We start from the raw sequence: 25,571 nt of genomic DNA on the forward strand, positions 1-25,571 counted from the left end.
GTTGATAAGAGAAAAAGTATTAACCGGGCTCGCTTTTGATCTACTAAATAACATTAATTAGTAGCTTTGACCCTGTCTATTTTCGTCAGTATTGTTCTACAATAATTTTACTTACTAGCTTCTGACGATCAAGAGAGCAGCTGCAGAAAATATTATTCCAATTACACTGGAATTGGGAGGTAAATCACCACAAGTTGTTTTTGCAGATGCAGATCTCGATGAAGCAGCAAAAGTTGTTGCAAAAGCAATTACCTTGAATACTGGCCAAGTATGTTCTGCGGGATCCCGTTTACTTGTGTCCGTACATGAATCCTTTGTAGCAAAAGTAAGAAACTATATGAAAGCAATGACAAGAAGACCAGGTGAAAGCAATCCAGATCAAAGACAATTGGAAATAGTAGAATCATATGTTGATTATGCAATGCAAAAGAAAAGTGGTATAGGACGCGAAAAGGGTCTGGAAGTATTGAAATATTATACTTAAGTTTAAGAATGTAGCGATAAAATATTGATAAATATATTAAGTAGTGGTACATTACAATCTTTTTAATGATTGCTGTGCCACCTTTTTGTAGTATTTTACCGTTGATTTTTATGTATAGGTGCAGGTAAAGTCTTTCTGCACTTATTATAATTCACGCCACTTTTACGTCCAAGTCCGAATAGTTATTCCTGAACATTATTCGCCTTTAATGAAACTTCATGCTAATACATCCACATTTTTGGATAACAGAACCAAATTTATCAATGTATTGTATCCTTAAGGGAGTTTATGGACACAAACATTGAGGTAATCACTTTAAAAAAATTTACAAAGGATTTAATAGATTGATATAAGGAGATTCTTCAAAAATATTAATAAGGTTCTAAAATGGAAGAACTGTAATATATCTCTAAAGAGACTTACTAAGGAGGAAAGATATGAATACGAATAGACAAATTCTATTAATTAATAGACCGAAAGGAATGCCGAGTCAAGAAAACTTTAAACTCATTAGCAGTCAGATTCCTGAAATAAACGATGGTGAAGTGCTTATTCAAACTATTTATTTATCTGTCGATCCTTACATGCGAGGTAGAATGCGTGGAATTAAAACATATACGAATCCATATGAATTGAATGAAGTCCTTACTGGTGGTGTTGTTGGGGAGATAATCGAGTCTAAAAATGATTGGTTTAGCCCTGGAGATATTATTGAAGGAAGGCTGGACTGGGCTGATTACTCGGTATCAGACGGTAATGGTATTCGGAAAGTTAATCCTACTATTGCTCCAATTACAACAGCATTGGGAGTAGTTGGTATGCCAGGGTTGACTGCTTACTTCGGATTACTGGATATTGGAAAACCCAAAGAAGGAGAAACGATTGTCGTATCTGGAGCAGCTGGCGCTGTTGGAACAGTAGTAGGTCAGATTGCGAAACTAAAAGGATGTCGAGTAGTTGGAATAGCTGGTTCACAAGAAAAAAGGGATTATCTGGAGAAGGAACTGGGTTTTGATGTGACAATTAATTATAAAGAAGAAAATATGCTACAAACTTTAAGGAAGAAGTGTCCGGATGGAATCGATGTTTATTTTGATAATGTTGGAGGAGAAGTATCGGACGCGGTAATGCATCTAATTAATTTTCAAGCTAGAATTATCGTTTGTGGCCAGATATCTGAATATAATAAAGAACAACCACAGTACGGCCCACGAGTTCAAAGGTTTATGCTTAACAGTAGTGCGTTAATGAAGGCATTTATAGTTGGGGACTATGCTGATCGATTTCAGGAAGGGTATAATCAGTTAGGGAAATGGGTGCAAGAAGGTAAATTAAAATACAGGGAAAATATAGTAGAAGGATTAGAAAACACTCCTCGTGCTTTTATGGGATTATTTATGGGGGAAAATATTGGAAAACAGTTAGTTAGGGTCTTGACTGAATCATAAGATAGTTTAAAGATTGCTAGGATATCATGAAATACCAGCTATTCATTTCATCGTATTTCATATACAAAAACAAACGTGAAAGCGCTTTACTTTTTGATTCGCCTTTGCTATAATATAAGCAATATTCAGAACATACTATACAGTAGGTATGTAAAAATAATGTTAGGGGAGAAGAAAAATGAATTTTTCACATTCTGAGAAAGTACTAGATTTACAAAAAAAAGTTAGCGCATTTATGGAAGAGCATGTTTACCCAAATGAAAAGGTTTATCAGGAACAATTAAATCAGCAAGAAACCAGATGGTCTAATACCCCTCCAATCATGAACGAATTAAAAAAGAGGGCGCAAGCGGATGGATTATGGAACCTATTTTTACCTGAAAGTGAGTATGGAGCAGGATTAACTAATTTAGAATATGCACCCCTATGTGAAATCATGGGAAGATCTGTAATAGGGCCTGAAGCATTTAACTGTAGTGCCCCGGATACAGGGAACATGGAAGTGATTGCACGCTATGGTTCAGAAAATCAAAAAAAGAATGGCTTGAACCGCTATTAGCTGGTGAAATTAGATCATGTTTTTCTATGACAGAACCTGACGTTGCTTCCAGTGATGCAACGAATATCTCTACAAGTATTGTAAGAGATGGGGATGAGTATGTAATTAATGGAAGAAAATGGTGGTCTTCTGGTGCTGGGGATCCAAGATGTAAAATTGCAATAGTTATGGGGAAAACAGATACGTCAGCATCGAAACACGAACAACAATCCATGATTCTAGTTCCATTAGACACTCCTGGAGTTAAAATAGAAAGAATGCTTCCGGTTTTTGGATATGATGATGCTCCACATGGTCATGCCGAAATTCATTATGACAATGTAAGAGTACCTGCTGAAAATATGTTATGGGAGGAAGGAAAGGGCTTTGCCATTGCTCAAGGAAGACTTGGACCAGGAAGAATTCACCATTGTATGCGTTTAATTGGGCTTGCTGAACGAGCACTGGAAGATTTATGTAATCGCATACAGGAGAAGGAGACATTTGGTAAAAAATTGTCAGAACAAGGAGTTATTCAAGAATGGATTGCAGATTCTCGAATTGAGATTGAACAGGCACGCTTGTTAACTCTTAAAGCAGCCTACATGATGGATACGGTTGGAAATAAAATCGCAAAAGCGGAAATTGCAATGATTAAAGTTGTTGCACCAAATATGGCATTAAAAGTGCTGGATCGTGCTATACAGGCTCATGGTGGTGCAGGAGTGAGTGATGATTTTACTTTAGCATATCATTGGGCGAACGCTAGAACACTTCGACTTGCAGACGGTCCGGACGAGGTGCATCGCCGTCAAATTGCAAAATTAGAGTTAAGAAAATACAAATAAAAGTAATGGAGGAATAGTTATGAGTGTAATGGATTTATTTGATTTAAAAGGTAAAACTGCAATTATTACTGGTGGAGGACGTGGGCTTGGTGCACAGATTGCAGAAGCCTACGCAGAAGCAGGTGCAAATGTGGTATTATGCTCAAGAAAAGTTGATGCTTGTAAAGAAAAAAGTGAAGAGCTTAAAAATAAGTATGGTGTGGGGGCACTAGCATTCAGTTGCGATGTTTCCAACGGTGAAGATGTAAAGAAGGTAGTTAATAAGACGGTCGAACATTTTGGTACGGTAGATATTTTAGTAAATAATAGTGGTGCAACATGGGGAGCACCGGTAACTGAAATGCCATTTGAAGCCTGGGAAAAGGTAATGAATGTAAATATAACCGGAACATACTTAATGAGCTTAGAGGCTGGAAAAGTGATGATTAATCAAAAGAGTGGAAAGATCATTAATATAGCTTCCGTTGCAGGGTTTGGTGGAACAGATCCTAGTGTAATGGATACGATTGGATATAATACTAGTAAAGGGGCTGTGATGACATTTACAAAAGATTTATCAGTAAAATGGGGACCTCACAATATCAATGTAAATGCAATTGCCCCAGGATTTTTTCCCACGAAGATGTCGAAAGGTTTATTGGAAAAAGGTGGGGATAAGATTTTGGCTAGAACACCATTAAATCGTTTCGGAAGTGATGAAGACATGAAAGGTGCTGCACTCTTTCTGGCATCAAAGGCATCGGACTTTGTAACGGGAGACGTTTTAAGGGTTGATGGTGGATCGAGTGCCTATGCATAATGGATTATGATTTATGATAGACGTTGTGTTACATTAAATATGTACAAAAATCTACGCAGCGAGGAAAGATAGTATGAAAGATAAAATAATAGGAGAGAGTATCAAGCTTTTTGAGAGAAAGGGATTCAGCGCAACGTCTATCCAAGATATTGTAGATGCAATTGGAGTAACAAAAGGGACCTTTTACTATTATTATCCCAGTAAAGAACAATTATTAATGGATATTCATAACGATTATATTACAACTCTGCTAAAAAGACAGAACAGTATTGTGGAAAAGAGGCATTTATCACAAAAGGAAAAACTTACGGCAATTATCCAATTACTAATTATGGATGTTGCTGAACAAGGTCCTCATGCAAGAGTCTTCTTTAGGGAAATGAGACATTTAACTGATGAAAATGTTGAGAAAATCAAAATGATCAGAAAACAGTTTTTTATAAATGTTAGAACAGTGATTCAAGAAGGAATTAATCAAGGAGAATTTAAAAAAACTAATCATCCGGATATGCTTGCATATGGTGTAGTAGGTATAACTAACTGGAGTTATAATTGGTATAACCCAGAAGGTGTTGTATCGCCGAGTGAATTGGCAAAAATTTATACAAATATGATTTTAAATGGAATAGAAAACTAGATTATTATCTATACATAGGTAATAGTCTGGTATAAAGTTTCTGAATAAACATAAAATACCTACCGGTTAGTATTAGGTTTTTATATGTTATTAAAAGTATTTGTTACCACGAGAGGAGAAATTTAATGAAGTCTTCTTTTAATGACACAATTCATGTTAGAAAAGGTGAAGAGTTAAATAAGGACACCCTATCGAAATTTATTCGTGAAAACCTTCCTCAAATTCCACGTGGTAATTTAGAAATTAAGCAATTTGGTGCAGGACATTCCAATTTAACCTATTTACTGAAAATTGGGACTTGGGAGGCGGTATTGCGCCGTCCTCCCCTTGGTCCAGTTGCTCCAAAAGCCCACGATATGGAAAGGGAATTTAGAGTTTTGAAAAATATTCATCCTTTATATTCTACAGCACCAGAACCATATATTTTTCTAGATAATAAATCAGTCGTTGGCAGTAGCTTTTTTATTATGGAACGAAGAAAAGGAATTATCATTGATACAGACTTCCCACCATCAGTCACTTATACACCAGAAATAGGACGTAAACTTTCCCAAATTATGGTGGATAAATTAGTCGAATTACATCAAATAGACTACTCCAAAACAGACCTATTGAATATTTCTAAGCCTAAAGGATTTATGGAACGCCAAGTGGCGGGATGGACAAAACGGTATTACCTTTCCAAAACAGATGAAATTACAGGGGTCGATGAGTTAACAAAGTGGCTTGAAGAAAATGCCTCAACCTCTGAGGAACCAGCAATTATTCATTATGATTATAAGTTCAACAATGCCATGTTCGCGGAGGACTGCGGTGAAATGGTAGGCCTCTTTGATTGGGAGATGACAACGGTAGGAGACCCTCTTGCAGATCTTGGAGCAGCTTTAGGATATTGGCTTGAAGCCAGTGACCCAGAACCATTAAAGAATGGATTTGGAAAAGCACCAGTAACTATTCGAGATGGATTTTTTACTAGAGAGGAATTTATGCAGGAATATGCAAAGAAGAGTGGGAGAGATTTGTCTAACATCCATTTCTATCTAACCTTTGCGTATTTCAAGCTTGCTGTTATTTGCCAACAGATTTATTACAGGTTTAAGAGAGGACAGACACAAGACCAGCGATTTGCAAATTTGAATTCGTATGTTGAGAGTTTGATTCATCATGCATTGAATTATAGCAAAGGTGTGTGACACATTGAAAATTCATCTTTTACTGAAGAAAGAAGAAATTGATTCCATACAGATGGACCAAAATAAGATTGCCGTTGTCTTTGATGTCCTGCTAGCAACATCAACCATTACCGCTTGTCTCAATTTTGGAGCAAAATGTGTTATTCCAGTTATGGATGAAAAAGAGGCATTGTTAGAGGCAAAAAAATATCTCCCTGAGGAAATTGCATTAGTAGGTGAATATAATGGTCTCACGATTGGTGGTTTCCATAATCCAGCACCATCTTTTCTTAAAGATCATGTGGGAGGGAAAACAGTAATCCTTTCTACAACCAATGGGACGGTAGCTATTCGTAAATCATCATCGGCGAAGAAGGTCTATGCTGCTTCATTATTAAATGGCGAGGCAGTTAGTGAACATATTGCCAAAACTATTTCTAACGAGACGATAATTGTTGTTTGTTCCGGATCATCCAATCAATTTTGTATGGAAGATTTTTATGGTGCAGGGTATTTCATAAAGAAATTTACTGAATTGGTGAACGGGGGAAACGTAGAGTTAACAGATAGTGCGCAAGCTTCTATGTTATTCTATGAAAGCTTTTCTAATAGTGCCTACCAGATACTTGACCATACAAGGGTTGGAAAAATGTTAAATGCTTATGAATTACAGGAAGATATTCGTTTTGTAAGCCAACAGGGGATTATGACAATGATACCCCAATTTATCGATGGGAAATCTATTGCAGCAGGAAATTAAGAACATGATTATTGGTCGATTTAAGGAGGAGAATATGTCATGAGAGCAGTACAATTTAAAGAATATGGCGGTCCAGAAGTATTGGAAATGATAAATCCTGAAATACCGAGTATTGCAGAAAATGAGGTATTAATCAGCATAAAGGCGATTGGTGTAAATTATGCCGATACAGCGAGACGGGAAGGCGTTTATGTTGTACCTACTCCTTTACCTTATATTCCTGGGTCAGAGATTGCTGGCGAAATTGTGGATATAGGCAATAAGGTAAGGGGCTTCAAAAAAGGTGATAGAGTGATGGCACTTATTGAATCTGGCGGTTATGCAGATTCTGCTGTGATAAAAGCTAATCAGATTATTCCCGTTCCAGATGGAGTTACATTTGAACATGCCGTGGCTCTTCCACTACAAGGTTTAAGCGCTTACCACATTCTTAAAACAATGGGGAGACTGAACAAAGGGGAAACAGTGCTTGTACATGCGGCAGCTGGTGGTGTTGGTTTATTAGCTGTCCAGCTTGCCAAGTTGTTTGGAGCTGGAAAGGTTATCGCAACAGCGAGTACAACAGAGAAGTTGCAATTAGCGAAAGAAATGGGAGCGGACGATTTGGTTAATTATACAGAAGAAGGTTGGGAGAATAAAATACGAGAAATTACACAAGGGACTGGTGTAAATGTAGCGCTCGAGATGGCAGGTGGAGATGTCTTTCACAAGACGATAAACTGTCTAGCTCCTTTTGGTCGACTCGTCATTTATGGAGTTGCCAGCGGAGTTATGCCGAAATTTTATCCCTCGAAACTGATGAAAAGAAACCAATCCGTTATTGGATTTTTTCTTCCTCAAATTATGAAAGACTCAGTATTATATCAAACGAGTTTGAAAAAATTACTGAAATTTGCGGAACAAGGTGAAATTAAGACAACAATAGGAGGAACTTTTCCTTTAGAGGAAGCGGCTCATGTTCATCAAATTTTGCAGGGCAGGAAAACGACAGGGAAACTTATCTTAACTCCATAGAATAATAAATTTATATAAAGGAGAGGAGACCATGAAAAATACAAATCATTTCGAATATTGGCCGTCGAGATTACCTAAAAATTTAACTGTTCCAGAAACTACATTATATGAAAATCTGGAAATGTCAGTTAGGAAATATCCAGATAAAATAGCTTTCCACTATTATGGAGCATCCTATTCCTACAAGGAGTTCTTTAATGAGGTGGAACATCTTGCTGGTTATTTAGAAAAAGAATTGGATATTAAGGAAAAAGACAAGATTTTACTGTTCATGCAGAATTCTCCTCAGTTTATTATTAGTTTTTTTGCTATTTTACGGCTAAGAGCGGTTGTTGTACCAATCAATCCGATGAGCGTGGCGAAAGACTTGGAGTTTTATGTAAAAGACTGTGGTATTAATCAAGCAATAGTAGGCCAGGAATTATTTGAAAAAGTCATTCCACTAAAGAAAGAGGATCTATTAAAAAATATTATAGTGGCGTCTTATTCCGAATATATTAATGAAAGAAATTCACTGCTTGACATGCCATCAGTAGTTTCTGAACCTGTTAAGAGATTTTCGGAAGGAATTCCATGGGAGGTTGCATTGAATAGGGCACATCTAGCTTCTGCATACAAAGGAAAGAGTGATGATATGGCCGTAATTCCTTATACATCAGGAACTACTGGCCTACCTAAAGGATGTGTACATACCAATAGTACTGTTCAAGCAAATACCGTAGGAACTTACCATTGGATGAATTTGACAGCGAATACAGTTACTTTAACAACTTTGCCACTATTCCATGTAACTGGATTAGTACACAGTACACTATCCCCGATTTATGCAGGAAGCACACTGGTCATCATGACTCGTTGGGACCGTGAGTATGCAGCAAATGCGATAGAGGAATTTAGATGTACTCATTGGATCAATATCAGTACGATGTTAATTGACTTTTTATCCAATCCGAATCTTGAAAACTACGATATTTCATCCCTTGAAGCAATAGGTGGTGGAGGGGCACCACTTCCAGCGGCTGTAGGTGAAGACTTGTATGAACGAATAGGACTTCACTTTATCGAGGGTTATGGTTTATCAGAGACAATATCTCAGACACATTTTAATCCCCCCGACCGGGCAAAATTGCAATGTCTCGGGATACCTTCCTTTGATGTGGATGCAAGAATAATTGATACTGCAACAGGAAAAGAACTAGGGGTAAATCAAGAAGGTGAACTTATTGTCAATGGACCTCAAGTTTTTAAAGAGTATTACCGGCGTGAAGAAGACAATGAAAATGCACATATTGAATTAGATGGAAAGAGGTTCTTTAAAACAGGTGATATCGTCAAAATGGATGAGGAAGGATATTTCTTCATTGTCGATCGTTTAAAGCGGATGATCAATGCATCTGGTTTTAAAGTTTGGCCTACAGAAGTTGAATCTATTTTATACAAACATCCAGCAGTTCAACAGGCGTGTGTAGTAAGTGCACCAGACAAAAAACGTGGAGAAACGGTTAAGGCGTTTATTATTTTAAATGATAATTATAAAGGCAAAGTTAAAGTTCAAGACATTATTGAATGGTCTAAGGATCAAATGGCTGCTTATAAATATCCAAGAATAGTAGAGTTTAGAGATAGCTTCCCAACAACGAGTAGTGGAAAAATCCTGTGGAGAGCACTACAGAAAAATCGACAGTAAGTGTAAGGTCAGTTATTTATCCTATGTTTTATCTTTAAATTTGGGCAATATGATACGATATCTCAAAACTTCTCTAGGGGAGGAATCGTAATGAGAAAATGGTTGGAGTATTATCCGGAACATATCTCTAAGGAAATAACTATTCCTGATATATCTTTAGCTGATATGTTAAGAGAAACAGTCTCAAAGTATGGGGACAACAAAGCACTCTATTTTTTTGGAAAGGAAACGACCTATAAAGAGCTTGGTAATCTTGTTAATGCATTTACATCGGCCCTTCAGCAAAAAGGAATAAAAAAAGGTGATCGAGCGGCTATCATGTTGCCCAACTGTCCGCAGTATGTGATTAGTTACTACGGGATACTACAAGCTGGCGGAATTGTTACTCAATTAAATCCTATGCTTGTCGGTAAAGAATTGGAATATATATTAAACGACTCGGGAGCAGAGACCATTGTTATATATGAACCACTATTACCTGTACTGAATCAAGTAATCGATAATACTTCCGTGAAAAATGTGATTAAGGTAAATCTCGAGGGGCCAGATACAACAGACGATTTTGCTACGGGATTCCAATCCTTTTTAAAAAATATTAATAATAAGCCGGTCAGAGTTGAAAGCAATCCTAGTGAAGATATAGCTATTCTACAGTATACAGGTGGAACAACAGGACGCTCAAAAGGAGTAATGTTAACGCATCGCAATCTTTTAGCAAATATTAAGCAGTCATATGAATTTTTTCAAGATGCTATTGATATGGGGAAAGAAAGGTTTCTAAGTGTTATTCCATTATTCCATGTTTATGGAATGAGCTCGTGTATGAATCTATCGATTTATACAGCTGCAATGAATATTTTATTGCCTAGATTTGATGTGGATGAGGTCCTTGAAACTATTAAATCAGTTCAGCCAACTTCATTCCCTGGTGTACCTACAATGTATATTGCACTAATTAATCATCCTAAGGTGAGTGAGTATGGTCTCGATAGTATAGAAATTTGTAATAGTGGAAGCGCACCGATGCCAGTTGAAATTATGCGAGCCTTTGAAGAAAAAACTGGAGCGAAAATAGCAGAAGGCTATGGACTTTCCGAAAGTTCACCGACAACACACTGTAATCCGTTATTTGCTGCTAGGAAACCAGGCAGTGTTGGAATTGGTGTACCAAGCACAGATTATAAGATTGTGGATTTAAGTACTGGCGATAACGAGCTTCCTCCTGGTGAGGTGGGAGAGATTATTATTAAAGGTCCTCAAATAATGAAGGGTTATTGGAATATGCCTGATGAATCCGCCCAAACATTACGAAATGGTTGGCTTTATACTGGCGATATTGCCTATATGGATGAAGATGGCTACCTTTATATCGTGGATCGAAAGAAAGATCTGATAATAGCAAGTGGCTATAATGTTTATCCACGGGATGTCGAGGAGGTATTATACGAGCATCCGTCTATTCAAGAAGCAGTAGTTGTCGGAGTGCCAGATTCCTACCGAGGGGAAACGGTTAAAGCAGTTATTGTCTTAAAAGAAGGAAGTACGTGTACAGAAGAAGAATTGATTAATTATTGTAGGAAAAATCTTTCTGCATACAAAGTACCCCGTATTATTGAGTTCAGAAAGGAACTTCCAAAGACTGGTGTTGGGAAAATCCTTAGGAGGAAAATTCGTGAAGAATCCTCTAAATAAATCATAGGATTGAGGGAGGAAAATAGTGATGAATATAGATCAAGTTCAAAAGGTTGCTGTTTTAGGAGCAGGGTCCATGGGGCATCAAATATCTATGCTCTGTGCCCTAGGAGGTTATGAGACTTACTTACAGGATATTGACGGAAAGGCATTGGATAAAGCCAAATCAACATTGGAAAGCCGCATGAATGAGTGGGTGAAAAAGAACAAAATTACAGAGGATGAAAAAAATACTGCTTTCTCAAGATTACAACTTACAACAGATTTAGAAACAGCAGTTAGTGAAGCAGATCTAGTGATTGAGGCAGTAGTGGAGAAACTAGATGTGAAAAGAGAAATCTTTTCTAAACTAGAGAAATTAGCACCGAAGCATGCAGTCTTAGCAACAAATAGTTCAACAATTGTAAATTCCAAAATTGCAGATGTAACAACAAGACCAGAGAAAGTGATAAATATGCACTTTTTCTTTCCGCCACTGGTCATGGATTGCGTAGAAATAGTTAAAAGTGATCAGACATCCGATGAAACAGCCCAGGTGGCTATGGCCTTTTGTGAGCGTCTTGATCGAACCGGAGTCTTACTAGAAAAGGAAATTTATGGATTTATAGCTAATCGTTTGCTATTTGCTCTTTCAAATGAAGCTATTTACTTATATGAGAATGGCTATGCAGATTTTAAGGATATAGATTTGATTGCCAAAAAGGCTTTAAGCCATCCACTTGGCCCATTTGAATTGGCAGACCTTTCTGGAATTGATGTTGGTTACTATGCAAATCTACAACTCTATGAGGAAACAGGGGATTCGAAAGATAAACCAGCTAGGTCAATTGAAGAAAAAGTAAAACAAGGTAATCTTGGAAGAAAAACCGGTAGAGGTTGGTATGATTATACAAAAGGAGCAGTGATGAAATGACGAACCTAGTTTCTTGGGAAAAAGATGACGGAATTGCAGTCATCACAATCGACAATCCCCCATTAAATGTGCTTAATCAGCAAGTACAAAAAGAACTAAAAGTAATTACGACAGAGATTAAGGAAGATAAAGAAGTGGTAAGTGTACTATTAAGAACTGCCGGCAATAAAGCCTTTATGGCAGGAGCAGATATTAAGGAATTTCCGCAGATGATGAATAACCCCAATATGAAAGAAGAAGTCATGTTTATGCATGGCGTTCTAAATGACTTGGATAATTTACCGAAACCAACGATTGCTGTTCTAGATGGTCTTACTTTCGGTGGGGGATTAGAGCTTGCATTAACTTGTGATATTCGTATTGCCGAAGAAGATACACGGCTGGGATTTCCTGAAATTAAGCTAGGTCTATTCCCGGGTGGAGCAGGAACGCAACGACTTCCGCGGCTTATTGGGGAGGCAAAAGCAAAAGAAATGATGTATATAGGTGATCCAATAACCTCAAAAGAAGCTGAAAGAATTGGGTTAGTAAACCATGTAGTAGAAAATGGGGCTTCCTTTGAAAAAGCTATGAAAATGGCCAAACAGATTGCGGCGATGTCACTACCCGCGCTATCACTAATTAAGGAGGCAGTGGATAGAGGACTTGAAATGGAATTAAGCAAAGGGATAGAAAATGAGGCTGCCCTTTTTGAAGAGGTATTCCAAACGGAGGATATTAAAGAAGGGGTAGCGGCATTTATCGAAAAAAGAAAGCCACAATTTAAACATAATTAAAATGAATAGTCTAGTAGGATGATAAAATTTCTTCTTACTAGGGTTTAATCACCTTCCACTTAGTACGGGAGAGGAGGAATAGATGTGAGCTGGCAACCAGAAATTAATGAGTTAAGAAAAAGGGAAAAGTTAGCAAAGGAAATGGGTGGGGAGAAAAACGTAGAAAAGCACCGATCTAGAGGGAAATTAACCGTACGGGAAAGAATTAATCATCTCTTAGATAAGAACACATTTCATGAGAAGGGTGCAATTGCTGGAAAAGCGGAATATCAGGGAAATGAATTAAAGAACTTTACTCCAGCTAACTTCTTAATAGGAACAGGAGAGATTGATGGAAGAAAAGTTGTCATCGGCGCTGATGATTTCACTGTTCGAGGCGGGGCAGCAGATGGGGCTATCAAGGAAAAGCAAATATATTCGGAACAATTAGCGCATGATTTACAATTACCAATGGTTAGGCTTGTAGACGGAACAGGTGGGGGCGGTAGCGTGACATTTCTTGAAACAGAGGGTCACACTTATGTCCCGGTTAATCCTGCTTGGGATTACGTTGTTAGAAACATGGGGAGAGTTCCCGTTGTTGGAGCATGTTTAGGTTCTGTTGCTGGTTTAGGGGCTGCACGAGTTACTGCTTCACATTTTTCCGTCATGGTCGAAGAAATATCTCAACTGTTTGTCGCGGGACCTCAAATTGTTAATTTTGGTGTTGGTCAAAACCTGACGAAAGAAGAACTTGGCGGTACACAAGTCCACCGTTCAAGTGGAGCAATTGATAATATTGTAAAAACAGAGGACGAAGCTTTTGAACATATTAGGAAGTTTTTAACCTATCTTCCAAGTAATGTATTTCAATTGCCACCTGTAAATGATACAAATGATGACCGTAATAGAAGAGAAGATGAGCTGATTTCAGTTATTCCTAAAAACCGAAGAACACCATATAAAATACGTCCTATTCTAAAAATGATTTTTGATAAGAATTCAATTTTTGAGATGGGGCGTTACTTCGGTGGCGGAACAGTAACTGGATTCGCACGCTTAGATGGCCATCCTGTTGGTTTCCTAGCAAATGATTCGTATGTGGCTGGTGGGGGATTAACCGTAGAAAGCTGTGAAAAAATAGAGCGTTTTGTAGATTTATGTGAAACATTCCATTTACCGATTGTTAACCTAGTTGATCAACCAGGAATTTCAATCGGTCTTGCGGCTGAGAAGAGAGGAACAATTCGGAAAGGAGTTCGTGCCATCTCAGCTATCTATCAGGCAACCGTACCCATGATTGAAATTATCATGAGAAGGGTGTTTGGAGTTGGTGGTGCTGGAATGATTAATGGTCATGGATTGCACTTCAGATATGCTTGGCCATCTGGTGATTGGGGTTCCTTACCAGTTGAAGGGGGTATACAGGTAGCTTATAAACGGAAATTAGAAGCAAGTGATAATCCTCAGGCATTACTGGAGGAGTTAGCGGAACAGATGGAGAGTGTCCGTTCTCCACTAAGGACAGCAGAAGCATTTGGTATAGAAGAAATTATTGACCCAAGGGATACAAGACCACTTTTATGTGATTGGGTTGACGATGCATATAACCTATTACCTCAGCATCTAGGACCATCAAGACATACTATGCGGCCTTAAGAAAGAGGGGATTATAGTGGAAATAAAGCGTTTTGAAGAAACATTGGGTACGGAAGAAGAACTAGTTACCAAAAAACTAGAAAGATGGGCGGAAGCAATTGGAGATAAAACGTTTATCTATTATGGCGAGGAAAATCAGTCTATTTCATATCGGACATTCAATCAACTAGCAAATGCCTTTGCAAATAATTTAATAAAAAAGGGAATTAAAAAAGGAGATCGTATTTCTCTTTTCTTAAGGAATCCACTTGTTACTACTATTGCCATGTTTGGTGTATGGAAAGCAGGGGCTGTCTATTGTCCAATTAACTTTAATTATAAAGGGAGATTACTATCCTATCAAATTAATGATACACAGCCGAGTATGTTCATTACAGAAAGACAGATGGTTCCATTGTTAAATGATGTTCATTCTAAGTTGTTCCCTTTATCTGTAGTTGTATATGATCCAAAGAAAGGAGATCATGATTATCAACCAGAGCTAAAGGATGTGGAGTTACATGGGAAACTTCCCTCCGTATCGTTTGATGATATGGTTTCTGGTAATACAAAGAATCCAGAAGTCACTCTAAAATACTACGATAATGCAAACATTATTTACACTTCTGGCACAACAGGTAATGCAAAAGGAGTCGTTCAATCTTATCGATGGATTCACGGTTATACGTATATGTTCCGAGTATTTAATAAGCAAGAAGATATAATCTATAATGATTTACCAATGTATCATGTTGGGGGTGCGTTTGCATTGGTTGCTAGAGCTGCTTTTCTAGGTTGTACCGTTGCACTTTGGGATAAATTTAGTTCTAATGATTTTTGGAAAAGAATAAAAGTAAGCAAGGCATCGAATGCAATACTCTTAGATATTATGATTCCTTGGCTTATGAATAAAGAACCTAGTGAAAATGATCATGTAAATACATTAACACGTGTCCATATGCAACCACTTCCTAAGTATCATCATGAAGTAGCGAAAAGATTTGGCATTAATTTTGTTTCAGCTGGTTATGGACAAACGGAAGCGGGAGTTGGATTTGTCGGAATTATAGACGAATTAGAAGAAGGCCAAGGGACACCTAAAGGCCTGTTCAAAGGATTTACAAGGAAAGAGACATTAAAAATTTCCAATAAACTAGGGATTCCTTTCCAGAAAGGGAACCAAGATTTGGCCAAAGGATATATGGGTAAAGCAACAACATTTTATGAGGCCGCAGTTGTAAATGATTATGATGAAGAATGTGGTCCGAATGAGACTGGTCAGCTTGTCTTAAGGCCTCGCTATCCACATCTCCAACTCAATGAATATTTCAATACACCTAGAGCAACCGTAAATGCATTTAAGAACTTGTGGTTTCATACAGGAGATGCAGGCTATAAAGATGAACAAGAGAATTATTATTTTGTAGACCGGATGAAAGATGTAATTCGACATAAAGGAGAGAACATCTCTTCTTATCAAGTTGAAGATATGGTGAATCAACATAAAGATGTGAATGTATGTGCTGCTTTTCCAGTATTAGCAGCGCAAGGGGATGAAGATGATATTGTTGTATATGCAGTTGCTAATTCTGATGATCTACAAGTAGAGGACTTAAAAAAATGGACACAGGAAACTATGCCAAAATTTATGTGGCCTAAATATATTAAATTAATATCAGAGTTACCTCGAACCCCTACAAATAAAGTTGAAAAGTACAAATTAAAAGAGATGTTTCAAAACGAATTAATTGAAAAATCTAATTACTAAGGGAGTAGTTCTATAATGGAGATTAAAGCGAATATGGCAGGAAGTGTTTGGAAGGTATTAGTTAGTGTTGGTGATGAAATCAGCGTAGAACAGGATGTGGTTATTTTAGAGTCAATGAAAATGGAAATACCGATTGGAGCAGAGCAAGGTGGCAGGGTAAGTGAGGTTAAGATAAATGAAGGTGATTTTGTTAACGAGGGTGATATTTTAATTGTTGTTGACTAATTTGATATGAAACAAATAGATACTAATTATTTAAGGGAGGAGAAAAACGTGAAAACAATATTAAGGAAAAGCTGGCCAAAAGACCTTCCAGAAAAATTGGAATACCGTTTAGGTGAAAAACCTCTTCATGAATATTTAATTCAAAATGCAAGAGAACATCCAGATGAGCCAGGATATATATATTATGGAAATAATATTTCTTGGAAGCAATTAGTGGGTTATACACGTCGTCTTGCTAGTTGTCTTAAAAGTCAAGGCATTGGTAAGGGTGATCGAGTAGCACTGTATATGCAAAATTGTCCCCAATATTTGATAGGCCATTATGCCATACAAATGCTTGGTGCTGCCGTTGTCCCGCTAAATCCAATGTATAAGGCATCGGAACTAGATTATTTTATTACTGAGGCTGAAATTAAAGCGGTAATAGCTGGGCAAGAACTTTATCAAAATATCGAGACTATTAAAGATCAAACTCCGTCTCTTCAATTAATAGTTACAACTAATTATGCTGATTTTCTTCCTGATAATTTAACTCTTCCTATACCTAATGAATTAAAGACCGAAAAGAAATATATAGATAGCACATTTGATATGGAAAGAATGATTTACTCTACTGACCCGTTAATGGAAATAGAAGAAATCGATATATGGAATGATGTTGGGCTAATGGTTTTTACTTCTGGAACTACAGGTAGACCAAAAGCTGCTATGTTAACATATGGAAATGCGTTATTCAAAACTGCTGCCACAGTGCACGGATATCGATTGGAACAAGAGGATAATACCATAGCTAGCGCACCACTATGCCATATTGCCGGAATGGTAATGGGGGTCAATATTCCTGTGTATAGAGCGCTATCCTGTGTTCTTCTTACTCGTTTTGATCCTGGAGCAGCTATTCAAGCAATAGAAGATTATAAAATCAACAAATTATATACCGTTGCAACAATGAATGCGGCTATATTAAATTACCCTGGTATTGAGAAAAGAGACCTGTCTTCACTTGAGTTGAATTTTGCAACGAGTTTCGGAATGAAGGTAGACGAAAAGTTAGCAAGTGATTGGAAAGAGCTAACAAACGGTTGTGTTTTACTTGAAGCATCATATGGTTTGACTGAAACACATACATGCGACACCTTTATGCCTATCCAACAAATTAAATTTGGTTCATGCGGTATAGTCACGTATGATACAGAGCTTCGAATTGTTAATCCAGAAACAGAAGAATCCCTTCATCCTGGAGAGCAAGGGGAAATTGTCGTAAAGAATCCGGGTGTTTTTAAGGGATATTTAAATAGACCTGAAGCAACGGCGGAAACATTACACAATGGATGGGTATTCACAGGTGATATTGGTTCTATAGATGAAGATGGGTATTTATATTTCCATGGACGTGTAAAGGAAATGATTAAATCATCTGGTTTTAGTGTGTTTCCAGAAGATGTTGAAGCACTAATGAGTGAACACGAAGCTATATCCCAAGTTGCCTGTATTGGTGTTCCTGATTCGAAAAGAGAGGAAAGTGTCAAAGCATTTATCGTATTGAAACCTCCATACAAAGGGAAGGTTAGCGAGGATGAAATGATAGATTGGGCAAAAGAAAAAATGGCTGCTTATAAATATCCGCGTTCAGTGGAATTTATCGATAGTCTTCCAGCAACAAGCTCTGGAAAAGTACTGAGGAGACTTTTGAAAGAATAGATTTAAGATGACAGATTATAATTTATTTTAATCTAATGTACGTAATAGTCTTACAAAAGAGGAGATCAATCATGGAAAAGGATATCCAAGAATTATTAAAAAGAAAAGAAATGGCGAAATTTGGGGGAGGAAAGAATAAAATTAAACACCTGCATGAGCTAGGCTTTTATACTGCTAGGGAGAGAATAGATAAATTAGTGGATCAAGGCTCATTTTTAGAACTAGGTTTACTAGCACACTCAGATGAAGAAGGACAAGAACATAAAAGTGCTGGTGATGGTATTGTTACCGGACTTGGGAAAGTTAATGGACGTCCAATTGTTGTGCAGGCTGCAGATAAAACAGTTTTTGCTGGTACAGAGGGAAGGGTATATTTTCGAAAAACGAAGGCATTACATGATTATGCCGTAAAACGTGGTATTCCCTTGATTAATTTAATGGAGGGCGGCGGATTGCGTATGCCTGATGGAATGGGATCAGATGGAATTAGTCAAGTATTATTTCCACAAGAACTACTACTACATTGTCGGCAAGTTCCAATGATCACCTCCATCCTAGGAGATAGCTTTGGTGGTCCAACCTGGACAGCGGTATCATCAGACTTTGTTACACAAGTGAAGGGAACAACAATGGCTGTTGCTGGACCTAGGATGCTCGAAGTAGCGACAGGAGAAAAAGTATCAAATGAAGAACTGGGTGGATGGAATATCCATGCGGAGTACACAGGGCAGGCGGATGAGTTTTCTGAGAGCGAAGAGGATTCGATTGAAAAAATAAAGAGATTCCTTGAATATATGCCGCAGCACGCAGGGGAGGAGCCGAATTATAAAGAAACTAACGACGACCCATATCGCAGATTAGATAAAGTTGTAAATATCGTGCCTACCCGAAGAAAACGTGCCTACGATATGAAAAGGGTCATTGAATTAATCGTGGATGATGGGGACTTTTTTGAGATGAAACCGACTTATGGAAAGGCTCTTATCACCGTTTTATCTAGAATAAATGGAAGAGTAGTTGGAATAGTTGCTAATCAACCCATGCATTTTGCAGGCGCTGCTGGTGCCAAGGAATGTGAAAAAGCAACCGATTTCATTTGTTTATGTGACTCCTATAATATTCCGTTAATTTTTTTTCATGATATACCAGGATTCCGTGTGTCGAGTGATGCTGAAAAGCTTAAAATGCCAACAAAGATCATGATGTGGAATCAGGCGTTAGCACAATCTACTGTACCTAAAATTTCCGTAGTCATTCGAAAAAGTATTGGTGCAGCTTATGGTAATATGTGTGGACCGACAATGGGAGCGGATTTTGTTGTGGCATGGCCGATAGCTGAAATTAACTTTACAGGACCAGAAGTAGGTATCAATGTGGTATATGGCCGGGAGTTGGAAAACACAGAAAATATTAAGGAAGAACGTTCGGAATTATTAAAATCATGGGGATTTGATAGTTCGCCATATAAAGCGGCTGGTAAGTATTTGATTGATGATGTTATTGATCCAAGAGATACAAGAAAGTTTTTAAGTCAAACTTTAGAATATGCTTGTGCTAAAAATGGATCAATGAGTGAGAAAAACCTAGCAAATTGGCCAACAGGATTTTAGAAAAATAAATAAAACATGTATTGAATATTCGGAAAATATATTATATAATAAATTTACCTAACATACCGTACGTTTAGTATTTTAATTTAACGAAAAGATAAAATGGTGAATTTTATGGGAGGAATAAAGATGCGTAGCTGGAAAGTGACAAAATTAGGTGATCCTAAAGATGTATTGGAATTATTAGAAACGGAGCGACCAGAAGTAAAAGAGAATGAAGTGTTGATAGAGGTAGAAGCATCCTCGCTCAATTTCTTTGACATTTTACTGTGTCAGGGAAAATATCAGGAAAAACCCCCACTTCCATTTACACCTGGTGCAGAAATAGCTGGGGTTATTCGTGAAGTAGGGGATAATTCTATACTCAAAGTGGGGCAACGTGTAATTGCAACACCTCCACTTCCAAATGGAGGGTTATCTGAGTTTGTCAGTGTGTCAGAGGATACTGTCTATGTTATTCCAGATTCGATGTCTGCAAGTGAAGCTGCTGGAATGTTTATTACTTACCAAACATCCTATTATGCTTTATTCTACCGAAGCAAACTTCAAAAAGGAGAAGTTCTTGTAGTACATGCAGGTGCTGGCGGAGTAGGTTCTGCTGCCATACAGTTGGGTAAAGCAAAAGGAGCAACGGTTATTGCGACAGCAGGAGGTCCAGAGAAAATCAAGGTTTGTAAGGAATTAGGGGCGGATGTTGTTATTGATTATACCTCTGAAGATTTTGTATCTGTTGTTAAGAAAGAAACAGATGGACGGGGTGCTGATGTCATTTATGATCCAGTAGGAGGAGATATATTTGACCGTTCTCGTAAATGTATTGCTTTTGATGGACGTATTTTAGTAATTGGCTTTGCAGGAGGTCGTATTCCAGAAGCACCTGTTAATCATGCATTAGTTAAAAATTATTCCATAGTTGGTGTTCACTGGGGGTTGTTTGCTAGAAAGAACCCAGAGGAAGTAATAAAGATTCATAACGAGTTAGTTAGACTTTATAAAGAAGGATCTGTTCGTCCGTTGATTTATAAAGAGTATTATTTCGATGGAGTTCCAGACGCACTAGAGGTACTTGCAGATCGGAAAACGTATGGAAAGCTAATTGCGATCCCTTAAAGGACATATATGAAAGCCTTATAAAAAGTCAATGAAAAGGTGGAGATGTAGTCTGAACTCTAAAGAGAAAATATGGTTAAAATCCTATCCTGATGATGTAGATCCCAATTTGGAGATTAAGGAGAGGTCTTTAACTGAATTATTAGATGATGCAGTTAAGAAATTTGGTGAAGCAATCTCTCTTCAATTTGAAAATCACTCTTGGACCTATAAAGAGGTTCAACAGGTATCTGAAAAGTTAGCGGGTTGCCTTTTTCAACAGGGTTTCAAGAAGGGTGACCGATTATCCATTATGTTACCGAATTGTGCTCAATACGTTTTTTCTGTCTTTGGTGTTATCAGGTTAGGCGGAATCGTAGTTCAGACAAATCCCATGTATGTGGAAAGAGAAATTGATTATCAATTGAAAGATACAGAAGCTGAGTTTATGATCTGTCATGACACGGTTTATGAACGAGTAAAAAGAGTTCAAGATCAAACCTTACTAAAGAAAATAATCGTTGTACAGTTCAACGATAAAAAAAATATAAAACTTGATGTGAATGATATGTACTTTGATGATTTTTTAGAAACGTATCATTCCCCTCCACCAAAAGTGGAAATAAACCCAAACGAAGATATTGCAGTTCTTCAATATACAGGCGGTACAACTGGAAGGTCAAAAGGTGTCATATTAACTCATCAAAACTTTGTTAATCAAGCGGAGCTAGTCAATGAGTTTCTATTAAAAGAATTTGAATATGACCAAGATGCACACCGAGTGGTTATAAGTTTTTTGCCATTATTTCACATCTTTGGACTGGCAAGTGTAACAATGACGGGCTATCTATTTGGATATAAGCAAATCATCCTTCCACGTTTCGAAACAGAATCCGTATTGAATTTAATTAAGAAGGAACAACCTATATTCTTTTTTGGGGTACCAACTATGTTTACCTCGATGCTTAATTTTCCTAATGTTGAATCGTATGGGATAGAACATATTAAGGTGTTCTTTTGCGGCAGCTCTCCTATGCCGTTGGAAACATATAATAGTTTTAAAAAATTAATGGGAAAGAAAGCATATCTTTCAGATGGATATGGATTATCTGAAATGACTTCTGGAACTATTAGCAATCCCCATTCAAAAATGAAAATAGGTAGTGTTGGAGTACCTTTGCCATTAACAGAGGCTAAAATTGTTATTGAAACAGATAACGGGTTGGAAGAAGCCTCTTACAAAACGGAGGGCGAGATTATTGTCAGGGGTCCTCAAATGATGAAAGGGTACTGGAATAATCCTGAGGAGACGGGGATAGCATTACGAAATGGATGGCTGCATACAGGGGATATAGGTTATATGGATCAAGATGGGTACTTTTATATCGTTGATCGTATGAAGGATATGATTATTGCGGGCGGTTATAATGTTTACCCGCGAGAAATCGAGGAAGTAATCTATCAAATTCGACAAGTAAACGAAGTAATCGTAATAGGTATACCCGATGAATATAGAGGAGAAACAGTAAAAGCCTATATTACATTAAAGGAAAATCAAATAATAAAGGAAGAAGAAATTATTACTTTCTGTCGTAGTAATTTAGCAGCTTACAAAGTTCCAAGATTTATAGAATTTAGGGAGAATCTTCCGAAGTCTAGTGTTGGAAAACTTTTAAAACGAAAACTTAGGAATGAAGAATTATCAAATAAAAATATAACCTAGGTAATAGTTATTAGTTCAATATTGGAAAGGGTGGATGACATGCGTTTAGAAAATAAAGTAGCAATTATTACTGGCGGAGGAGGGGATATCGGTAGAGAAACGGCTATTCGATTCACAAATGAGGGAGCAAAGGTAGTTGTCGCAGATATTAGAGAAGAAGCCGCCCAACAAACGGTAGCAATCATACAGGAAAGTGGGGGGGAAGCAGAATATATTCGTTGTGACATGACAAACCCGGAAGAAGTAAAGAATATGGTGGAAATGGCAATAGATACATTTGGTAAACTCGATATTTTCTTTAATAATGCAGGGGTGAATAGTGTTGAAAAGAAACTGCCTGATGTTTCTTTAGAAGAATGGGAAAAAGTGATGGACATAAATATAAAAGGTGTCTTTCTTGGAATGAAATACGCTATTCCGAAAATGAAGTCCGGTAGCTCTATTATTAATACTGCAAGCATTGCTGGAATTAAAGGGCAGAAGCTTGTATCTGCTTATTCCGCATCTAAAAGCGGTGTGATTACATTAACAAAAACTGCTGCAACCGAATTCGGGCGAAAGAATATACGAGTGAATGCAATAGCACCGGGAATAACGGATACAACCATGGTAGAGGATTGGAAGAAAACAGATAAGTGGCCCATACTTTCTACTGCGAATGCTTTAAGAAGGATTGGAAAACCAGAAGAAATAGCAAATGCTGTTGTATTTCTTGCATCAGATGAGGCATCTTTTATAACTGGGGAAACCCTTGTCATTGATGGTGGTACATTAAACCTTTAATAAACTCAACTGATTCTTAAATGGTTTTTAAATGGTTTAATGAAAGGAGAGAATTGAATTCAGTGTTAAACAAAAAATGGGAAGTATATGCAAATCTATCCCAAAATGAAGCTTTTCAAACATTTAAACAGATCTTAGAAAAACAGAGAATTCCTTTTGAAGTAGAAAAAGCTTCACCGAATTTTATGTATGATTCTAACAATGAACAGTATATTATTAAAACAGAAAATTTTGTAATTAATGTAATCTATGTTTCTGCTGATCCACTAACACGTATTTTCGCATCGTTGCTAGGGACAGCCAAAAACTTTAATGGCATTACTTTTTTATCAATTAGATATCACAAAAGAACTAGTGTAAAGCTAGTAACCGTTCTAAAGGAATTTGTTAGTATAAGCACTAATGTACCTTGGAATATTACAGCGTATCCACGTTTTAGATTTGCAGTATTGCTCCAATCTATTACAAAACTAAAGTGGAAGCGTTTTCTAGGTAATCACTAATAAAGTTTTACAAACATCGGAGGTTATAGTGATGGAAAAAAATAAGAACTGGTTTAAAATGCCAAAGAAAGACGCAATCTTTCTTATCGGTATTGTTTTATACGTACTTATGTTTTTTCTGCCTTGGACTTACGAAATTAAAATACTAGGTGTATCTCTACTTGCCTGGGGTGGGGCGTTACTATTCTTACTTGCTCCAATAACAGGAATTATATTAACCCTGGTAAATGCCCATACAGAAAATAACCAAGGAACTAGGGGGCTGTAATTTTGAGGGCTACTGAGATTTCAATAATTATTGTTTATATTTTATTGTGTATCTTGTTAGGTTTCTGGGCACAAAAGAAAATTTCTTCTTCTAATTCCGAAATAGATAATTATTATGCAGCAGGTAGAAATATAGGTACGGTAGCAAATTCGCTGGCAATCCTTGCAGCATTAGGAAGTGGCGGTTCTTTCATGGCAGGTCCAGGTTCAGTATGGCAACTAGGAATTCCTTTTTTATCCTGGATGACTGTAGGTTCTATTGTAGGTTTTGCCTTGGCAAGTATTTTGGTAGCAAAACCACTCAGAAATTCAAAAAAGGTTACGGTTACAGAGTTTCTCACTGACCGATATGATGGAAGTAAGGCGATTAAAATCGCCGTACCCATTGTCATTATAATGGGATCAGGGATGTATTTAATGTCCCAGATGAAGGCAGGGGGATTGATAACATCATATGTCACTGGCCTGTCCTATGAATGGGGATTGGTTATCATTGCCTTGGTATTTATTTTATACGTTTCCATGGGTGGAATGCTTGCGGTTACGTGGACCAATTTGGTTCAAGGGTTTTTAATGATTCTAATTACACTAACTTTACTTTGCGCTAGTCTAATCCATTTACCAACTGCATGGGGAGACTTTATTAAAGAAACTACCGTTCAAAACTCGAATCTAGGAACAGTGGGTTCAACCGTTCCAATAGCAGGCTATTTAGGAGCATTTGTTACTTGGGCAACAGCTGTATGTATAACCCCACATCTCGTAATGCGGATCTTTACTTCTACTAACGCCAGGTCTGCAAAATTATCACTTAATATTAGTATGTTAATCTACGGGATTTTAATGCTAGGACTAGTATTTTTTATAACCCCCTATATTGGAACGCTCGAAGAAACATTATTACAGAGTCATGCTTCAGATATGTGGTTATTATTAATAGCGGAGAGCTTTTTCGGACCAATTATGATGGGAATAATTGCTGCTGGAATCATGGCTGCTGTCATGTCATCAACTGATTCACTATTACTTGCTATTAGTAGTGCTGTGGCATATGACTTGTATAAAGGTGTTATTAATACAAAGGCCGATCAAAAGAAAACCTTGTGGGTGTCTATGGTCGTAACTTGGTTCATCGGACTTGTAGTAATGCTATTAACATTAAACCCCCCACAATATTTGGTGGTGCTTTATACAGGCGCAGTTGGTTTTATGGTAGCAGCGCTATTTAGTTCAATGGTCTTAGGTATTTGGTGGAAACATGCTAATGTACAAGGAGCCATTACTAGCATTTTGGTTGGCGGAATTAGTTTTTTAATTTCCTTTTTTATTTTTGATATGCCTTATAATTCGGAAATATTAATTGCACTTCCACTTTCATTTCTAACGATGATTACTGTCTCTTTTTATACGGAGAGACCATCAAAAGAAATACTGAAAAAAATGGAAAACTATCATTCTAATAAGGCCGAAGAAGGTATAAGTAATGAGAGTATAAAGAAAGTAACTTAATTTAAAAA

At 37.3% G+C, this 25,571-nt stretch carries 22 protein-coding genes and 1 pseudogene; all 23 read left to right on the forward strand.

All coding sequences use genetic code 11. The features are described from left to right. The first annotated feature begins 127 nt into the window (after positions 1-127). The 23 genes and pseudogenes from A4245_RS04630 to A4245_RS04740 all read left to right on the forward strand — a co-directional run bounded on the left by A4245_RS04630 (position 128) and on the right by A4245_RS04740 (position 25,563). On the forward strand, positions 128-484 hold the full coding sequence (locus A4245_RS04630; RefSeq protein WP_267886897.1) for an aldehyde dehydrogenase family protein: 357 nt from the start codon (positions 128-130) through the stop codon (positions 482-484). Between the two features lie 437 nt (positions 485-921). Continuing rightward, complete coding sequence (locus A4245_RS04635; protein ID WP_067726132.1) at positions 922-1,932, forward strand: NADP-dependent oxidoreductase; 1,011 nt, start codon at positions 922-924, stop codon at positions 1,930-1,932. Between the two features lie 178 nt (positions 1,933-2,110). Beyond that, positions 2,111-3,318, forward strand: a pseudogene (locus A4245_RS04640) (acyl-CoA dehydrogenase). Between the two features lie 19 nt (positions 3,319-3,337). Next, complete coding sequence (locus A4245_RS04645) at positions 3,338-4,117, forward strand: SDR family oxidoreductase (protein ID WP_067726134.1); 780 nt, start codon at positions 3,338-3,340, stop codon at positions 4,115-4,117. 73 nt (positions 4,118-4,190) lie between these two features. Further along, positions 4,191-4,754 carry a TetR/AcrR family transcriptional regulator gene (locus tag A4245_RS04650; protein WP_067726135.1) on the forward strand — a complete coding sequence of 188 codons (564 nt, stop codon included), beginning with the start codon at positions 4,191-4,193 and terminating at the stop codon, positions 4,752-4,754. Between the two features lie 125 nt (positions 4,755-4,879). Then, complete coding sequence (locus A4245_RS04655; RefSeq protein WP_067726137.1) at positions 4,880-5,947, forward strand: phosphotransferase family protein; 1,068 nt, start codon at positions 4,880-4,882, stop codon at positions 5,945-5,947. A gap of 4 nt (positions 5,948-5,951) precedes the next feature. Next, positions 5,952-6,686, forward strand: coding sequence for a 2-phosphosulfolactate phosphatase (locus A4245_RS04660; protein WP_234402346.1), 735 nt, complete (start codon positions 5,952-5,954; stop codon positions 6,684-6,686). Positions 6,687-6,725: 39 nt separating this feature from the next. Next, entirely contained in the window at positions 6,726-7,700 is a 975-nt protein-coding gene (locus A4245_RS04665) for a quinone oxidoreductase family protein (protein WP_067726139.1), read from the forward strand. 31 nt (positions 7,701-7,731) lie between these two features. Then, on the forward strand, positions 7,732-9,387 hold the full coding sequence (locus tag A4245_RS04670) for a long-chain-fatty-acid--CoA ligase (protein ID WP_067726141.1): 1,656 nt from the start codon (positions 7,732-7,734) through the stop codon (positions 9,385-9,387). A gap of 90 nt (positions 9,388-9,477) precedes the next feature. Beyond that, a complete protein-coding gene (locus A4245_RS04675) occupies positions 9,478-11,079 on the forward strand; it encodes a long-chain-fatty-acid--CoA ligase (RefSeq protein WP_067726143.1) in 1,602 nt (533 codons plus the stop codon). Positions 11,080-11,107: 28 nt separating this feature from the next. Beyond that, positions 11,108-11,992, forward strand: a complete 885-nt coding sequence (locus A4245_RS04680) for a 3-hydroxyacyl-CoA dehydrogenase family protein (protein ID WP_067726145.1) — start codon at positions 11,108-11,110, stop codon at positions 11,990-11,992. Further along, entirely contained in the window at positions 11,989-12,768 is a 780-nt protein-coding gene (locus A4245_RS04685) for an enoyl-CoA hydratase (protein ID WP_067726147.1), read from the forward strand. Before A4245_RS04680 ends, A4245_RS04685 begins: the two co-directional genes overlap by 4 nt. 84 nt (positions 12,769-12,852) lie before the next feature. Continuing rightward, a complete protein-coding gene (locus tag A4245_RS04690) occupies positions 12,853-14,406 on the forward strand; it encodes an acyl-CoA carboxylase subunit beta (protein ID WP_067726149.1) in 1,554 nt (517 codons plus the stop codon). Between the two features lie 16 nt (positions 14,407-14,422). Then, positions 14,423-16,153, forward strand: a complete 1,731-nt coding sequence (locus A4245_RS04695) for an AMP-binding protein (RefSeq protein WP_084268670.1) — start codon at positions 14,423-14,425, stop codon at positions 16,151-16,153. Positions 16,154-16,168: 15 nt separating this feature from the next. After that, positions 16,169-16,378, forward strand: a complete 210-nt coding sequence (locus A4245_RS04700) for an acetyl-CoA carboxylase biotin carboxyl carrier protein subunit (protein ID WP_067726152.1) — start codon at positions 16,169-16,171, stop codon at positions 16,376-16,378. A 48-nt stretch (positions 16,379-16,426) separates the two neighbouring features. Continuing rightward, positions 16,427-18,079 carry an AMP-binding protein gene (locus tag A4245_RS04705; RefSeq protein WP_234402347.1) on the forward strand — a complete coding sequence of 551 codons (1,653 nt, stop codon included), beginning with the start codon at positions 16,427-16,429 and terminating at the stop codon, positions 18,077-18,079. Positions 18,080-18,150: 71 nt separating this feature from the next. Continuing rightward, positions 18,151-19,689: an acyl-CoA carboxylase subunit beta gene (locus A4245_RS04710; RefSeq protein WP_067726156.1), complete on the forward strand. Its 1,539-nt coding sequence runs from the start codon at positions 18,151-18,153 to the stop codon at positions 19,687-19,689. Positions 19,690-19,818: 129 nt separating this feature from the next. After that, a complete protein-coding gene (locus A4245_RS04715) occupies positions 19,819-20,799 on the forward strand; it encodes an NADPH:quinone oxidoreductase family protein (protein ID WP_067726158.1) in 981 nt (326 codons plus the stop codon). 109 nt (positions 20,800-20,908) lie between these two features. After that, positions 20,909-22,501 (forward strand): long-chain-fatty-acid--CoA ligase, encoded by a 1,593-nt coding sequence (locus tag A4245_RS04720; RefSeq protein ID WP_234402348.1) that lies wholly within the window; start codon positions 20,909-20,911, stop codon positions 22,499-22,501. 39 nt (positions 22,502-22,540) lie between these two features. Then, positions 22,541-23,284: an SDR family NAD(P)-dependent oxidoreductase gene (locus A4245_RS04725; RefSeq protein WP_067726162.1), complete on the forward strand. Its 744-nt coding sequence runs from the start codon at positions 22,541-22,543 to the stop codon at positions 23,282-23,284. Between the two features lie 62 nt (positions 23,285-23,346). Then, entirely contained in the window at positions 23,347-23,787 is a 441-nt protein-coding gene (locus tag A4245_RS04730) for a hypothetical protein (RefSeq protein WP_067726164.1), read from the forward strand. 31 nt (positions 23,788-23,818) lie between these two features. Continuing rightward, on the forward strand, positions 23,819-24,055 hold the full coding sequence (locus A4245_RS04735) for a hypothetical protein (protein WP_067726166.1): 237 nt from the start codon (positions 23,819-23,821) through the stop codon (positions 24,053-24,055). 2 nt (positions 24,056-24,057) lie between these two features. Beyond that, positions 24,058-25,563: a sodium:solute symporter family protein gene (locus A4245_RS04740; RefSeq protein WP_067726168.1), complete on the forward strand. Its 1,506-nt coding sequence runs from the start codon at positions 24,058-24,060 to the stop codon at positions 25,561-25,563. Positions 25,564-25,571 lie beyond the last annotated feature (8 nt).

Source organism: Oceanobacillus damuensis, from assembly GCF_001618145.1.
Taxonomy (GTDB): Bacteria; Bacillota; Bacilli; order Bacillales; family Amphibacillaceae; genus Oceanobacillus; species Oceanobacillus damuensis.